Origin of the sequence: Acetoanaerobium noterae (genome assembly GCF_900168025.1) — a bacterium.
Lineage (GTDB): Bacteria > Bacillota > Clostridia > Peptostreptococcales > Filifactoraceae > Acetoanaerobium > Acetoanaerobium noterae.
The window spans coordinates 296,282-312,442 of record NZ_FUYN01000003.1; the positions used below are offsets into that span (position 1 = coordinate 296,282).

Annotated in this window: 11 protein-coding genes; 3 read left to right on the forward strand and 8 right to left on the reverse strand. The window is 32.8% G+C overall.

Annotation, left to right across the window (positions count from 1 at the left end; genetic code table 11):
• Nucleotides 1–112: 112 nt before the first annotated feature.
• Entirely contained in the window at nucleotides 113–1,705 is a 1,593-nt protein-coding gene (locus B5X47_RS07605) for a sensor domain-containing diguanylate cyclase (protein WP_159446432.1), read from the reverse strand.
• Between the two features lie 206 nt (nucleotides 1,706–1,911).
• Between B5X47_RS07605 and B5X47_RS07610 the strand changes: the two genes are divergently transcribed.
• The 3 genes from B5X47_RS07610 to B5X47_RS07620 are packed head-to-tail and all read left to right on the forward strand — an operon-like array spanning nucleotide 1,912 to nucleotide 4,924.
• Nucleotides 1,912–2,316 (forward strand): DUF2177 family protein, encoded by a 405-nt coding sequence (locus B5X47_RS07610; protein WP_079589562.1) that lies wholly within the window; start codon nucleotides 1,912–1,914, stop codon nucleotides 2,314–2,316.
• 24 nt (nucleotides 2,317–2,340) lie between these two features.
• The gene (locus tag B5X47_RS07615) at nucleotides 2,341–4,116 is read left to right on the forward strand and encodes a DAK2 domain-containing protein (protein WP_079589563.1); all 1,776 of its coding nucleotides are present in this window, start codon (nucleotides 2,341–2,343) and stop codon (nucleotides 4,114–4,116) included.
• Between the two features lie 34 nt (nucleotides 4,117–4,150).
• On the forward strand, nucleotides 4,151–4,924 hold the full coding sequence (locus B5X47_RS07620) for a DUF1295 domain-containing protein (RefSeq protein ID WP_242951023.1): 774 nt from the start codon (nucleotides 4,151–4,153) through the stop codon (nucleotides 4,922–4,924).
• Between the two features lie 11 nt (nucleotides 4,925–4,935).
• Here the strand turns inward: B5X47_RS07620 and B5X47_RS07625 are convergent, their stop codons facing one another.
• From B5X47_RS07625 to B5X47_RS07655, 7 genes are all read right to left on the reverse strand, one after another.
• A complete protein-coding gene (locus B5X47_RS07625) occupies nucleotides 4,936–7,215 on the reverse strand; it encodes a bifunctional diguanylate cyclase/phosphodiesterase (protein WP_079589565.1) in 2,280 nt (759 codons plus the stop codon).
• An 81-nt stretch (nucleotides 7,216–7,296) separates the two neighbouring features.
• A complete protein-coding gene (locus tag B5X47_RS07630; RefSeq protein WP_079589566.1) occupies nucleotides 7,297–8,769 on the reverse strand; it encodes a bifunctional diguanylate cyclase/phosphohydrolase in 1,473 nt (490 codons plus the stop codon).
• Entirely contained in the window at nucleotides 8,747–9,895 is a 1,149-nt protein-coding gene (locus tag B5X47_RS07635; RefSeq protein ID WP_079589567.1) for an iron-containing alcohol dehydrogenase, read from the reverse strand. The genes B5X47_RS07630 and B5X47_RS07635 overlap by 23 nt, the downstream gene beginning before the upstream one ends.
• Nucleotides 9,896–10,001: 106 nt before the next feature.
• Nucleotides 10,002–11,291, reverse strand: a complete 1,290-nt coding sequence (locus B5X47_RS07640; protein WP_079589568.1) for a cyanophycinase — start codon at nucleotides 11,289–11,291, stop codon at nucleotides 10,002–10,004.
• A 22-nt stretch (nucleotides 11,292–11,313) separates the two neighbouring features.
• The gene (iadA, locus tag B5X47_RS07645; protein WP_079589569.1) at nucleotides 11,314–12,483 is read right to left on the reverse strand and encodes a beta-aspartyl-peptidase; all 1,170 of its coding nucleotides are present in this window, start codon (nucleotides 12,481–12,483) and stop codon (nucleotides 11,314–11,316) included.
• A gap of 62 nt (nucleotides 12,484–12,545) precedes the next feature.
• Complete coding sequence (gene yfcC, locus B5X47_RS07650; protein WP_242951024.1) at nucleotides 12,546–14,087, reverse strand: putative basic amino acid antiporter YfcC; 1,542 nt, start codon at nucleotides 14,085–14,087, stop codon at nucleotides 12,546–12,548.
• 284 nt (nucleotides 14,088–14,371) lie between these two features.
• On the reverse strand, nucleotides 14,372–16,099 hold the full coding sequence (locus B5X47_RS07655; protein ID WP_079589570.1) for a sigma-54 interaction domain-containing protein: 1,728 nt from the start codon (nucleotides 16,097–16,099) through the stop codon (nucleotides 14,372–14,374).
• Nucleotides 16,100–16,161 lie beyond the last annotated feature (62 nt).

Sequence of the window (16,161 nt, forward strand, 5' to 3'; positions counted from 1 at the left end):
ATTCATTCTGGATTTACCCAACTAATATTAACGGTTAATTTATAATAAAATAGGCTTGATTTATGAGCTAAAAATCAGTCTTATAAATCAAGCCTATTTCTTCACAATATAATCATACCTTTGGTCTTATAACATTTAAATCCCTTTTTATCTCTTCTTTTTCTAGATACATTTTTTCATCAGCTTTAGTTATTAAATCATCAATTGCTCTTTTTTGGTTATTGTCATACTCAATTATTCCATGACTAGCACTGATTATATATGGTCTTTTTTCCTTTTCATTTATTTCATTAAAGTTAGCAACTATTCTGCTCCAAATTTTTTCTGACTCATCAGCATCTACATCTTTGAACAAAATCAAAAATTCATCTCCACCTAACCTAACTGCTAAATCTTCATCTCTTATTTGCTTTTTCATAACCTCAGCAACTGTTATAATTAGCTCATCTCCATAGGAGTGTCCCAAATAATCGTTTATCTGTTTTAATCCATTGATATCTATAAAACAGATGCTAAAAATATTACTTCTTCTTTCGTCCCTATCTATCAGAGCTTTAATTTTATTATAACCATATCTTCTGTTATAGAGCTGAGTAAGAGAGTCAAATTCAGAATAGTACTTTACCTTAAAATATGTTCTCCTATTGACATATATAAGATAAGCTAGAAGAAAAGCAACCAAGCTTATAAGCAAAATTTTAGGTAGATTGTCTTTGAGAATAATAGCCCCTAAACTAATAGGACTTGTTGCAAAAAATTTATATGCAGGGGCATTTTGATTTATATGTGATACAACAAACCACTTTACATCCTCAGATATAACATTACCTTCTTCCATAACGTTCAAGTTGTCTATACTGTTTTTATCTATATATATTGGTTTAAAAGTAAACACTCCATTATTTGTTACTATCTGACCTTCTCCGAGCTTAATCTGCTCCCATTCCTTAGGATATAAGATGCTATATGTGATATCGTGTTTATCCTCAAACATAAAACCCCATTCGTCCTCTGAATTTTTTGATGATAAAAAATACCCATCTTTATTTATAAGATAAATATCAGCATTTTCACTACAAGCAATAGTATTAAAGCGCTCTATCATTGGTTTTGCAAGATAGTTCAAAATTATTATTCCATCAAAATCTCCATTTTTACTATAAACCGGTGTGGAAAATCTTATAACAGGCTTAAATGGCTTTTCTATAGAGTTATTTTTCATATTCAAATCCATTGGTGATATATATATTTTGTCATATTTTATATTTTCAGCTTTAATAAAATAATATCTGTTTTTTTTATTTTCAAGGGTATCATCATCGACTCTATAGGCTTTTGCTCCATCATATTTTATCTTTATGATTTCATTGCCATTTTTATCAATATATCTAATTTGATCATATATTTTTTTATGCTTAGCTAGCTCTGTCCATTCAATAGCTATTTCATCTGAATCTACATTTTCAGATAACCTTAAACTATATACATGATTTAAATAACCTAAATCTCCAATTATTCTATACAAAGCATCTTCTAGTATTTGAGTCTTTGTAGTAACTATTCTCACTTCTGAAGCCATAATGTCATCTGACTTTGACTTGCTGATTTCTTTCTCCATAATAAAAATAACAGAAAACGATAGGATGAAAATAATTAAAAATGAAATCAGAAAATATGTTATGGGCTTATTAACTTTATTAATCATTTTCATCCCTTCTCTCATAAATTCACTATTTTTCTATATATACCACAAAAAAAAGCGAATCAATTTTTTTATATGCTATTATAATCAAATTTTTCACTGAGTTTTTGATAAATTTTATTTACCTATCCATATTGAAATTTAGTATTTCTAAATGGTTTATAGGTTCATTCTAAGGGAATATATTAAGTACAAAGGGGGAATTGAATATGTATATAATTAAATCATACCTGAGTGCTTTTGCTATATTTCTTATAATAGATTTAATTTGGCTTGGATTTATTGCCAAAGACTTATACGCTAAATATCTAGGCTTTATTATGGCTAAAAATATCAATTGGACTGCTGCTATTATTTTTTACATGATATTTGTAGGTGGAATTTTATTTTTTGTTGTAAATCCAGCTATAGAAAAAAACAGTCTTTCTTATGCCCTATTTGCTGGAGCTGTTTTTGGATTTATAACCTATGCTACCTACGACCTTACCAACCTAGCTACCTTGGAAAACTGGCCTCTATTTATAACTATTGTAGATTTGATTTGGGGCAGTTTTTTATCAGCCTCTACAAGCGCCGTTAGCTTTCTAGTGATTAAAACCTTTATATTAAAGTGATGACATATATCTTAGGAGGGACACATGAAAAAGACTATCTTAGATGGAAATGATTTTTTTAAGCTGTTTAGCTATGGAGCAAGCGAAGTAATAAGCAATAGAGATAAGCTTAATAAAATTAACGTATTTCCAGTAGCTGATGGTGATACAGGAAATAATTTAGTATTTACTTTAAACAGCGTCTTGGATTATGCTCAAGTGAAGGATTCAGTGTATGAAACATTGAAATCTATGGCTGAGGCATCTTTATCCGGTGCTAGAGGAAACTCTGGGGTAATCTTTGCACAATACATTGCAGGGCTAGCATCCGAAACCAAAGGTAAAGCTTCAATAATGCTACATGATTTTGCAAATGCCAGCAAAAATTCAGCTTACGGTTTATACAATGCTCTATCGAATCCAGTTGAAGGTACTATGTTAACCGTTATCAAGGATTGGTCAAACTATATAGTAGATAATCATAAAAATTATGATTCCTTTGATGATTTATTTGAAGAGTCTGTTGGATATGCCTCTAAGTCCCTTGATAACACCAAAGAACAACTTGAAATTCTAAAGAAAAACGATGTTGTTGACTCTGGTGCAAAAGGCTTTGTTTTATTTTTAGAAGGAGCATTGAGATATCTTCGCGGAGAAGTCCTTCCTGAGATTAAAAGATTTAGTTTAAGTGATTTATCTGCATCTCACGATAGTATAATACACGAAGAATCTTCTTATAGATACTGTGCAGAATGCATAATAAAGGGCAATCTTCCAAGCACTGATGTTGTTAAGGAAACACTCATAGCCTATGGTGATAGTTTGATTGTCGCTGGCAATGAAGACTTTAAACATGTGCATATCCATACTGATAGAGTTAGTGATTTTTTTAAGGCTATCTCAAAATTAGGTAATATATCTAGGCCAAAGGTAGATGATATTTTTATCCAAGAAAAACTTAACGATAAGAAAGGCACTACAGCTATTGTTACAGACTCTATTGGCGATATTCCTAAAAACTTAATTGATAAGTATATGATTCACCAAATTCCACTTAATATTACCGTTGGAGAAGACAGTTATCTAGATAAAGTAAGCATTTCTTCCGAAGATTTTTATGAATATATGAAGTCATCACCTATATATCCAAACAGCTCCCTGCCAAACGAAATCCAGATTAAAGAAAAGCTAGAATTTTTAAGTCAGAACTATGAAAATATCATAATAATTAATGTATCAAGCAAATTAAGTGGCACTCATAGTGCTATGATAAAAGCTTCAAAAGAGCTAAGTGACTCTGGGTATCCTATAAAAGTAATAGACAGTAAAGTCAACTCTGCTGCTCAAGGGCTACTCGTTCTTCATGCCGCTAAAATGGCTCATGCAGGCTCTACTATGGAGGAAATCATTGATTATTTAAATGATAAAATACCGAAAAGCGAAATATATGTAGCCCTTAATACCTTTAGAAATGCACTAAATAGTGGAAGGCTTCCTAAAATAGTAGGTAAAATCGGTATATTTTTTAGGCTTAGACCTATAATTTCAATCGATAGAGAAGGAAACGGCAGTGCTTTTTCCGTTGCATTTTCAAAAACCACTTTAATAAACAAAATACTAAAGCTAGTTAATCAAAAAAATCAGCAAAGCAAAATCTCGTCTTACTGCATAGTACACTCAGATGATTTGGATACTGCTAACAGCTTTGCAAAAGAAGTTACTAATATTTTAGGCTATGAACCAGAATATATTTGCGAGATTTCATCAGTAACTGCTCTTCATGCAGGTGAAAAAGCAGTAGCAATTGGTTTTATTCGCTAATTTGTCTTATGTGACTATGAAAGCAGGTGTAGTTATGAGCTCTATAATTCTAGAGACAATGCTGGTAATATTTATTTATTTTCTTTGCTTTTTCATCGTTGGAACCTTAATTAAAAATAATTCTATAGTTGATATAGGTTGGGGACTTGGATTTGTAATAGTGGCATGGTTCACTACAATTAGAACAGCTAATTTTTATCTCCCAAATATAATCGTAACTGTCCTTATAACAATTTGGGGGCTTAGACTTTTTTATCACATAATAAAAAGAAATCTCGGCAAGAAAGAGGATTTTAGATATGCAAACTGGCGTAAAGAGTGGGGTAAGCTAGTAATCCCAAGAGCCTTCTTACAGGTATATATGCTTCAAGGAGTGTTCATGTTTATAGTTGCACTTCCTATTATTCTATTAAATAATGAGCCATTTTCAAAGCTCACTCTAATAGGGGGCGTAGGAATTATAATTTGGATTATAGGGTTTTACTTTGAAAGCGTAGGCGATTATCAGCTTAAAATTTTTAAAGCCAATCCAGAAAATAAAGGTAAAATTATGGATCAGGGACTTTGGAGCTATACTCGCCATCCTAATTATTTCGGAGAAGCGACTATGTGGTGGGGACTTGGAATAATTTCATTTTTCTCAGGTTCTAGCATTTTAGTTTTCCTAAGCCCTATTACTATAACCTACCTTCTACTATTTGTCTCAGGCGTTCCAATGCTAGAAAAAAGCTTTGCAAATCGCCCTGGCTATAAAGAATATGCAGAAAAAACACCTGTGTTTTTCCCTTGGTTTCCAAAAAAAGATTGAGCCTAAAAAGCTCAATCTTTTTTAATGTCATTTTCTATATATAAAGTTGCATCTTCTTTTTTCATTGGCTTGCTAAAATAATATCCTTGCAGATAATCCACATTTTGAATCTTGAGATTTTCGCTTTCATCTAAAGTTTCGACTCCCTCAACTACTACTTTTAAGTCTAGTCCATGACATAAGGAGATAAGTCCTTTTATTACCTGAGAGTTATCTAAGCTTAAAAATCTGTCTTTCAAGCTTTTATCGAGTTTAATTTTATCTACAGGAATATAGGTAAGATAGCTCAGTGATGAATAGCCTGTTCCAAAATCATCAAGTGCTATTTTTATTCCAAGTTCCTTAATATTTTCAAGTACTTTAATATTGTGCTCTCTATTTTCTAAAAGTACACTTTCAGTAATTTCTATCTCAAAATCAGCTGGATCGACATTATTTTTAATTAATTCATCTCTTAAGAAACTAATCAGTTCGTAATCTTGAATCTGCATAGGCGAAACATTTACTGAAATTTTTCTATTTTCTAAACCCATATTCTCCCAAATTTTAATTTGAGCCATAGCTTCTTCCATAACCCAGCGACCAATTTTCAAAATAAGACCAGTTTCTTCAGCTACAGGAATGAATATGTTTGGTGGAATATTTGAATCCTTAATTCTTATCAATGCTTCAAAATATTTAAATCTACCTGTCATAGCATCAACTATAGGCTGATACATGAGATAAAATAAATTGTTTTCAACTGCTTCTCTTAGTTCTTTTTCAATGCTTATTTTCCAATCAAAGCTTTCAATCATGCTTTGTTCAAAATAGCAGTATCTGTTTTTGCCCTGCTTTTTGGCATTGTACATAGCTAAATCTGCTTTCATTATAATTTCATCTACGCTATTAGCATCCTCAGGATATCTTACAACTCCTAAGCTCGCTGTTATAGTATTTTTTATATTGTCGATATAATGAGTTTTTCCAAAGGTTTCAAATAGATACGATATAAAAGTCTTCATCCTATCTTTTGAAATATCTCCAGGAATATGGAGTACAAATTCATCTCCACCTATCCTATATGGTGTATATTCTTCAAAAAATGTAATACTTGACACTAATCTACTCACATATTTTAATACCTTATCACCATAGTAATGGCCTAAGGTGTCATTTATATTTTTGAAATCATCAATATCTATAAGGATAATAGTTCCATTTTTCCCTGATTTAATACCTTCTTCCAAATTCATAGATAGCTTTCTTCTATTATATAAATCAGTAAGAAAATCTCTTTCTGCTAAGAATCTAATATATTCCTCTTGATTTTTTATCTCATCATACTGAGCTTTGAGGCGTTCCTCGCTATCCTTTAGCTGGCTCACTGTAAGTTCGAGATTCATATTGGCATCTAAGGCATCCTTGTAGGATTTTTGTAGCTCTTCTTTATTTACTTTAAGCTTATCGGTAACCTTCATGAGCCTATATACTGTTATCGCCGCAAGTAAGGATAGCATAGCTCCTATTAGCATAATGAAATTAAATAATGTAGATTTTCGATTGAAGCCATGCTTTGGCACTGCCTCCAAAACTAGATTCGCATTGTACATGTTAATATTCGCGCTGACCATATTATAATCAAATACATAATCCTTACCATGAGCATTTGACCAAATTATAGATTCCTTAGATTTAATATTATCCGTAGTTTTTAATTTTATGAAATAGTCATCCTGAAGAGTTCTAAGTCCACTATACTCTATGGTTTTATTATAATCAAATACTAGTGCAACCTGACCATAATACTCTCCATGACTAAGTACTGGCACTCTTACGATAATCCCTACTCCACCTTCTACTAAATCCACAGGAGAGGTTATTATAGTTTTATTGTTTTCTTTTGCATAAAGAATTAAATCTTTCTGTTCAGGTTGATCTGCTAAGTCCAATCCTATAATATTAGCACTTTGCTCATATGGATAAACATGCGTGATAGTTGTATCAGTAATAAATGTAATATTTCTCACTATGTCATTTGAGGATTCATACACAGCCTTTGCAAAGTTTTCATATTCTTCTTGATTGAAGGTTTTATCTAGCTCCACATAAGTCTTTAAGCCATTTACAGCTACTATTTTTGATGAAATGTTTGACTCAAGATTTGTTCTAGTAACGTTTAGTTTGTCTTTTAAGGTTTGGATATCAGATTCTATAGTACGCTTATACTCAATATATGCCGTAAAAGCAAACAGTGAGAACATGAGTATAAATACTATTATAGACACCACTATTCTTTTATATTTTGACATGATACCCTGCCCCCCTTACAACTGACTTTAATCTGATTATACTACACACAGTACCCCTTACAAAAGTTGAATATTTACTTTTTATTTATTTGATAAGATTTCTAAAAAAATATCGACTAGCTCTGGATCAAAATGGCTCCCTTTACATTTTATTATTTCACTAATTGCCTCCTTAAAACTCAAAGCTTTTCTATATGGTCTATCATTTGTCATAGCATCAAAAGCATCTACTAAAGCCAGTATCCTGCATTCAATCGGAATAGCATCACCAGATAGTCCCATAGGATATCCTGAGCCGTCCCATTTTTCATGGTGAAGTAAAATAAGATCTGATATAGGCTTTAGCTCAGCTGATACAGATGATATTCTTTGTCCTATAGTGGTGTGGGTTTTCATTATTTTCCACTCTTTTTCATCCAATGCCCCTGGTTTTTTTAATATGTCATCAGGTATACCCACTTTCCCTATATCATGAAATTTCGTAAGTAGAGTAATTTGATCAATTGTATGGGTTTCTAATTTTAAATATTCTCCAAGCTTAATGGCATTTTCAGTCATTCTTTCCGCATGCCCTTCGGTTAAATAATCTTTAGCCTCAAGAGCATTCATAAGTGTTCTAACTAAAGCACTTTTACTACTGGTTTCCTTTAGCATTTTATTTTTATAAAGATTATGGTCAGCTATCTGGTAGAGCTCATCTAAATTTATTGAATTACCGTCTGAATACGATATTCCAAAGGAAACAGTAAAGCTATATGACTTGTCCTTATTATATAATTCTAAGGCTTTTTGAAGCTCATAGCATTTTTCATCCATAATCCTCGGCATTGGATTTATATATGCAATGCCAAATTCATTTCCTCCAACTCTCCCAATAAAATCAGCTTGAGCAAATATTTTTTCAATATTTTCAGATACGACTTTTATAACCTTATCCCCTTCATAATGTCCAAGAGTATCATTTATTCCTTTTAATCCATCGATATCAAAGAGTATAAGCCCTATAGAAATATCTTTTCTTTTTTCATACTGTCTAATGGATAATTCAAACTTCATTCTATTTCTAAGACCAGTCTGATAATCTCTTTCCGCCATATACCTCAGCTTGTTTTCAAGCGAAATTCTCTCTGACATATCTCTGATTATTATCAATACCTCATTTAGTTCAGTCAAATGAAGTCTAGCCTCAAAAAACTTATTCTCTCCGCTTAAATTTAATTCAAAGTCAAAACTTCTTGGTTCTTGTGTGTTTAATACCTCTTCGATCTCTGTCTTTAATTTTGAGTGAATATACTCTTCTCTAATCACCGACAAAACTAAAGTGGCTTCTTCCCTCGAGGATGTTGCAAACGGAGAAATATATCCATTAGTATCGCTTACGAGAAGTAAATCAGGTATAGCCATAATTAAGGTATTGTTTCTACTGCTCATTTTTTCGAGTGTATATATTTTCTCTTGAAGCTCTGGATAATAGTTTTTCCTTACAGAACTTTCTCCAAGACCAATAATTGCTTCTCTTGTTGGCATATCATTATTCTTTGAATATCTTTTCATATATGCCTTTCACCTCTTTATAAGAAAGATTTTTAGGATTTGTTACCATACAAGGATCATTAATTGCATTTACATAGAGTTCTTCTGCTAATTCTGGATTTATCTTTTCAGAAAGCTTTTCTGGAATACTAAGCTTTTCTCTTAACTCAGAAATCACATCAATTAAACAAGCTTTTATCTCTTCACTGGAAAGACCTTCTACTTCACATCCTACTGCTACGGCAATATCCTTATATCTATCTTGTGCATATTCAAAATTCAAGTCAATTACATGCTCAAGAAGTATACTATTACACTGTCCATGTGGAAGGTCAAGCACTCCACCCAAGCTATGGGCAAGAGCATGAACTGCTCCAAGACTAGCATTTGAAAAAGCAAAGCCTGCATGAAGCGAGCCCATGAGCATATCTTCCATAACTTCTTCTTTATTGCTAGACACTGCATTAGGTAAGGCTTTACTTATTAATTCTATAGCTTTGAGTGCATGCACATCCGTAAGAGGCGACGCAGCATTTGATACATAAGCTTCAATAGCATGAGTAAGAGCGTCCATTCCAGTACAAGCTGTAAGATAGGTGTCCATAGTAAGCAAAGGTATAGTGTCTATAAGAGCTAAATCTGGAACTACTTTCTTGCTTATTATCGCTTTCTTTATATGGATTTTAGAATCTAAAATTATTGCAAACTGTGAAACATCGGCTGCCGTTCCAGCTGTTGATGGTATGCATATGAGCGGAGGTCCTGGGAGCCTAATCTGGTCTACTCCTACATAGTCCAAAATATGGCCTCCATTTGTGCAGACAATACTTATGCATTTTGCACAGTCCATAGGACTTCCTCCTCCTACTGCTACAATACTGTCACAGTCCTCAGCCAAAAAAAGCTCAGCACCTAGCATAGCTTCATAGTCTCTAGGATTTTCTGAAACCTCATCAAAAATTATATATTCGATATCTTTTTTCATAAGATTATTTATAATATTTTGAAACCAATTGAGCTTAAGTATATTTTTATCAGCTACAATCATAGTCTTTCTTGAACCAAAATGTCCTAAGTATCGCCCAATCAGCTCCATAACGTTTTTCCCCACTACAACCTCAGGCACTACAAATTTTCTCTGTTCCATGAAGCACCTCCTAATTATTTTAGATTAATACCCCTACTCAAATGCAATTACACCTTTAAATGCAAATTAAAAAGAAGCCAAGCATGGCCTCTTTTTAAAAATAAATTTAATTTCTAGGCAAAATTGATATTTTTATTGGAGATAAATCTAATCTTACATTTACAGTTGAATAATGATCTTGTCCACCTTCTGGTGTTGAATAATAACCTTCAGTTAATTCATCTCTAGAAAAAATGAGTTCAAAACCTTCCCCAGCTTCATTGTATACATATGACTTTACTGATGACGAAGCCTCATTATCTGTTAACAAATAAGCTAGCATATCTTTTATTGTCCCATAACCATCAAGAGGACCTGTTACCATAGGGTTTTCTATATACATATATTCATATCCTTTAGTAGAATCTTTCTTATCAGAAATATTTATTTTCATAGTGTTCAAATCTACCATATCGCCCTTTTCTATATAACTAATTCTAAAATTCTCATATTTTCCTGATTTTAGAGTCGATTTAGTAGCATCTACAATAGTAACTCCACCTTTTCCATATACTTCAAGTGTATTGTTCGATGGATAATATACCATAGCTGTATTTTCATCTACACCAAACCCATATGGATATTTATCTTTATTTATGTTTGTAAGATAAAGGAGTCTTCCCAATCTTGCTTTCCTATCAAAGTGTTGGTCTACAATTCCTTTATCAAAAAAATTTAAACCTTTTTCTAAATAAAGAGGTCCCCTCTCTTGATCTCCCATTGATTCATAAACGTCAGTAGAGCCTTCTAAAAGCGCACCTGAGCTCGTTCCTCCAGCTATCATGATATCGCTCATAATGGCTGCCCCTGCACTGGTTCCTCCGATAACTCCACCTTTGCTATACACTTCCCATATTGCTTCTAAGGCTTTTGTCGGTGTTTTATTCTCATTTAGGAGAACTTTTGTTATAAGAGTTTGATCTCCACCTACAAACCATATCCCACTTAGTTGCTTTATTTCAGCAGCTAACTTAATATCATTTGCATTATCCGTCCATTTTGACTCGTCAACATTTTCAGTTTTTGAATCATCCTTAACTGCTAAAGGAAGCAATTTTATATTTTCTCTTGGAATTCCATAATTAACAAGATTGTCAATAACTTTCATTGAATTTCTATATGGTTTGGAAGAAGCTGCTCCAATAACCCCAATCTTTGCAGTTTTTGCTCCTCCTGCTAAATCTATATACTTTTTCTGTGCATCCTCTGTGGTATTGTCATATCCACCGCCTACTATAAACAAGCTCCCTTTTAAATCCTTTCTATTAATGTTTTCAGGTACTGTCTGGGCAAAAGATATACTTCCAATTCCCAAAATCATTAAAGCTGTAACTGCCAATGAAAAAATTTTTTTCATAGCTTATCCCCCTAAAGTTTTATTATTCAAACGTTCCTTTTACCAAAATAGCTTTATCCTTTATCATAATTTGACCTTTTGCAATAACTGTTTCTATTTCAAGTGACGACTTATCTGCTATTACTAAGTCTGCATCTTTTCCTTCAGCTATTTTCCCTTTAGCTGATAATCCATAAATTTTTGCTGGATTTTCGGTAATTACAGCAATTGCTTTAGCTATATCCACCTTGTCTTTGATTATAGAATCTCTAACAGATTCATATAAAGAAGTAACTTTGCCCACATCTATTCTACTCATATTACCATCTTCATCAAATCCAGGAAGCGATCCTTGTCCATCTGAAGTAAAAGTAACCACACTAGTGTCTACTCCTTTATCAATTAATAGCTTAAGAGTATGATATGCTGGTACTTCACCTTCTTCAATAAAAAGCGGTACAGTGCTTGTAGTATAATCCACATATCCACCTTTTGATGCATATTCAATAGACTTCTCAAAAAGATAAGGATTTCTGTTCATATGGGTAGGTATAAAATGCTTTTTAGGGATTTCAGTTTTTTCAACTATCTCTTCAATCAAATCTAGCATTCGCTTGGAATCTCCCATATGAACATTTATTGTTCCAGCTTTTCCGCTTAGCATTCCCCCTACTCTAGCCTGAGCAGCAATCTTTGCAAGCTCATCAAAAGTAGGCTGAGAAGATCTGTGGTCAGAGATTGCAAGTTCTCCCACTCCTATAATTTTATCAATTAAAATCAAATCATCCGTTATCGATTCAGTCAGAGTTTTCACTGGAATTTTATATGAACCTGTGTTTACAAAGGTAGTAATCCCTTCTTCTTCTAGTGCATTGGCTTTTGCAAGTAAGCTAGCCATACTTCTAGTTGTCCCATCAGTACCAAGTGTACCAATCACAGTTGTTACTCCTCCTGTTGTGATATCGCTTAGCATTATTTCTGGAGTTCTGGTTTTAAATCCTCCCTCTCCTCCTCCGCCTAGTATATGAACGTGAGAGTCTATGAATCCTGGAAATAAAAGCTTATCACTGCCGTCTATAATCTCAATTTCAATATTTGATTCGATTTTTATTTCATCAGAAATTCTGCATATTTTATTTGCAGCAATTAAAACATCTTTTACTCCCATGTCCTCAGGTGAATATACATGAATATTTTTTATGAGTTTTAACATAATTTTACCGCCTTCTTCAAATATTATTTAAAGTATTTTAACAAAGGGGCAATACCGGCTTACTAATAACCAATAGCTACTGCAATTATTACAAACACCGTAGCTAAAGCAAACAATATGCCTTGGAATTTAATTTGCCATTTTGCCCATTTTCCCCAGTCTAGTTTTGCAACTCCAAGTACTCCCATAAGACATCCTGATGTTGGAACAATTAAGTTAGTAAGTCCATCTCCTAGTTGAAAAGCAAGAACAGAAACCTGTCTAGAAACTCCAACTAAATCTCCAAGTGGAGCCATAAGAGGCATGGTAAGAGCAGCTTGGCCTGATCCTGAAACTACAAAGAAATTAAATACTGATTGGAAAACATACATTACCCAAGCCGCCGCAACTGTTGGTAATCCAACTAGCATTTGACTTGTATTGTATAAAATTGTATTTAAAACAGTCCCATCAGTTGAGCTAGTCCCTCCAAGTACTAAAATTATACCTTGAGCCATACCTACAACTAGAGCCGCACCCACTAAATCCTTAGCTCCATCTCTAAATGAAGCTGCTATATCGTTTATACCCATCTCATTTAATTTGAAAACTACTCCAATAATTCCAGCAACAAGCCCCATTACAAAGAATTGTGTAGCAATTTCTGGTATGTAGTAACCGTTTTCCATTACTCCCCAAACTACCCATATCGTTCCAGCTAATATAGTAAGCAGCACAAGAATATGACCTAGATTAAACTTAACATCAATATCTTTTTCTTTAAAATCATTTCTATAAAATGCATCAGATTCATAAGCCACTGAAGCAGTTGGATTCTTCTTTATATTGCTTGCATATTTCCATGTGAACCCAATTCCAACTAAAGTAAATACTACCCACATTACTATTCTAAATCCTGCTCCAGAAAGTACTGGAATCCCTGCAACACCCTGAGCTATAGCTACAGAAAATGGATTCATCCATGAGGTTGCAAATCCAATTTGAGTTGCTACATAGGTTATCATGATACCTACAATAGCATCATATCCCATGGCAATAAGTAGTGGTACTAATATCATAGCAAATGGTATAGCTTCTTCACCCATACCAAATACAGCTCCTCCTAGAGAAAATAAAAAGAAAATAATTGGAATAAGTAATGCTTCTTTTCCCTTAGTTCTTTTTATCATGGATAAAATACCAGCTTCAACTGCGCCAGTTTTTAATATTATTCCAAATGCCCCTCCTATAACAAGGATAAAAGCAACTATCCCTACTGTAGAGCCCCACTTATCACCTTTCACTAAACCTTCAAACATGTAATTCGAAAAACCCACTTCTCCATATGGTTCGAAGAATTTAACACCATTAGTAACCTTTTGACCTGAATCATCCAAAACGTACTGAAATGTCTCTGAATCTACAACAGTTCTCGTTTTTTCTTCACCATCCACCATATAGGTAACATCCTTTGTTTCAAAATATCCCTGTGGCACAACATATGTAAGAACAGCAGCTAAAAGCACTACAAAGAAAATAATTACATAGGTATCAGGTACCTTATAGCTTCTTTCTAACATACTCTTGGATTTTGATTCTTTGAGCTCATTCTTTTTAATTGACATTATATTTCCCTCCTTTTTATAAGTTCGCTTAAGCAAAGAGCAAAATATATGCCAATTTATCAGAATTATCAAAATTCATTAACGTTAATATATAATTACACATAAAAAAACTACTGATTTAACTCATCTGCATATATTATTACTTAATACTTTAATAAATTCTGCATATTTAAAAATCAGTAGTATTTGGTTTTGTAATTTAATTTTATAATTTTTTAGTTTTTTTGGATGTTTTTCTGATATTTTTTTGGATTTATTTTAGTTTTTTGGATGTTTATTTGAATTTATAGACTATCGGTTATAGCTTTCTTTCCTGTTTGAGTAATATATAGCCCATAGCTGCCTTTAGCTTTTCCTAATAGCTGCTTACTCTCAAGATTTTTTATAATTTTTCTAATTTGGTAATCTGAAATTTTATGTCCACTATCTGACATTTTAATAATTATTTTTTCCCTGCTCGCAAGCTCTCCTTTAGAAATCAAGTTATGGATGGCAATAAGTGCAGATTTTTCGTTGATACTTAATTCAATATTTATCTTATCCTTTATACTTTCACTACTAATGCCAAAAAATCTATCATCTGGCAAACTAGATATATCTAATATTTTTTCATCGCATACTGCTGACATGTACATCAGAGTATTTATAAGCTCTCTTATATTCCCAGGCCAATCGTAATTTATTAATACATCCAATACCCTGCCATCAATACTCCTTGATTTCATTTCTTTAGATTCAAATGTGCTTTCAATAATAATAGGAATATCTTCTTTTCTGTGCCGAAGTGCAGGAAGTCCTACATACCCCATCTTAAGTCTATAATACAAGTCTTCTCTGAATTGTTTTTCCTGTATCATCTGGCGTAAATCCTTATTAGTAGCTGCTATTATTCTTATATCTACAGGAATAATTCTATCCGCTCCGACTCTTCTTATCTCTTTTTCTTGAAGCACTCTAAGAAGCTTAGATTGCATTTTTATAGAGATATCTCCAATTTCATCCAAAAAAATTGTTCCTTTATCCGCTTGCTCAAACAGTCCTATCTTTCCACCTTTCTTTGCTCCTGTAAATGACCCTTCTTCATATCCAAAAAGCTCAGATTCAAGTAGCTCATCAGAAATAGCAGAAAAATTAACTGCAATAAATGGAGCTTTATTTCTCTTTGAAGCATTGTGAATCGCTGAGGCAAATAGCTCTTTTCCTGTTCCACTTTCTCCATCGATAAGTATAGTTAAATCCGTTTTAGCTAGCTTCTCTGCTCTTATTTTTGCTTCAACAATTTCTTCACTTTTCCCTTTTATATCATCAAAAGAATACTTAGCATAATAGCCTTTCCCAACGATATTTTGTCTTAAAAATTTTTCTGTTTTTTCATTTTTTTCACTAAGCATCATAATTTTTTTTGATAAATCTATGATTTTATTAGAATATTTATTAGCAAAAATCTTTATTCTATCATCGAGGATATCCAATTTTTTTAGTATATTGACTATAGTTACAAAATCTAAAATCCTAACACCTATATCATAAACTTCATCTATTCCTTTCGGTGTTTTGTCTATTTCTCCTGGAGTGATGGCAATCTTAATATCCTCTGGCATTTTGATTATGCCTGGATGATAAGGAATTAAGTCAAGATAGTCTATACCTAAATCTACAAGCTCTTGTATCCCTTGCTCAGCACTTTCCTTCGTGTCATTTACAAATACTATTTTCTGATTTTTCGGGAGCATCATAACTCTATCTAGATATTCATAGGATATCATTCTTTTTCCAATTATATAGCTAGTTAGTTTATATTCTTTCTCTATCTGACTGAATTCTTTGTAAGACTCGCTGCTTGAAAATACAAATAAATCGCTATTTAGTTCTGGCTTTATACCTTCATCTATCGTGTATCTTATAATTTCAGCTTCAGCTCCTATATACTCTATCAGCTGGCTATATAAAGCATCCTGAGTATATCTACTCCCCGCAATCAACATTATTTTCTTTTTCTGCTTTATAACCATCCCCTCCTCCTGACAATTAATTGATTCAATATAGCGAAAAAAGATGATACAATCATATCTAT

Coding starts and splice junctions, on each gene's coding strand:
- B5X47_RS07620 (WP_242951023.1), top strand. CDS start 4,151: ATGAGCTCTATAATTCTAGAGACAATGCTGGTAATATTTATTTATTTT.
- B5X47_RS07625 (WP_079589565.1), bottom strand. CDS start 7,215: ATGTCAAAATATAAAAGAATAGTGGTGTCTATAATAGTATTTATACTC.
- B5X47_RS07615 (WP_079589563.1), top strand. CDS start 2,341: ATGAAAAAGACTATCTTAGATGGAAATGATTTTTTTAAGCTGTTTAGC.
- B5X47_RS07655 (WP_079589570.1), bottom strand. CDS start 16,099: ATGGTTATAAAGCAGAAAAAGAAAATAATGTTGATTGCGGGGAGTAGA.
- B5X47_RS07605 (WP_159446432.1), bottom strand. CDS start 1,705: ATGATTAATAAAGTTAATAAGCCCATAACATATTTTCTGATTTCATTT.
- yfcC (WP_242951024.1), bottom strand. CDS start 14,087: ATGTCAATTAAAAAGAATGAGCTCAAAGAATCAAAATCCAAGAGTATG.
- B5X47_RS07630 (WP_079589566.1), bottom strand. CDS start 8,769: ATGAAAAGATATTCAAAGAATAATGATATGCCAACAAGAGAAGCAATT.
- B5X47_RS07640 (WP_079589568.1), bottom strand. CDS start 11,291: ATGAAAAAAATTTTTTCATTGGCAGTTACAGCTTTAATGATTTTGGGA.
- B5X47_RS07610 (WP_079589562.1), top strand. CDS start 1,912: ATGTATATAATTAAATCATACCTGAGTGCTTTTGCTATATTTCTTATA.
- B5X47_RS07635 (WP_079589567.1), bottom strand. CDS start 9,895: ATGGAACAGAGAAAATTTGTAGTGCCTGAGGTTGTAGTGGGGAAAAAC.
- iadA (WP_079589569.1), bottom strand. CDS start 12,483: ATGTTAAAACTCATAAAAAATATTCATGTATATTCACCTGAGGACATG.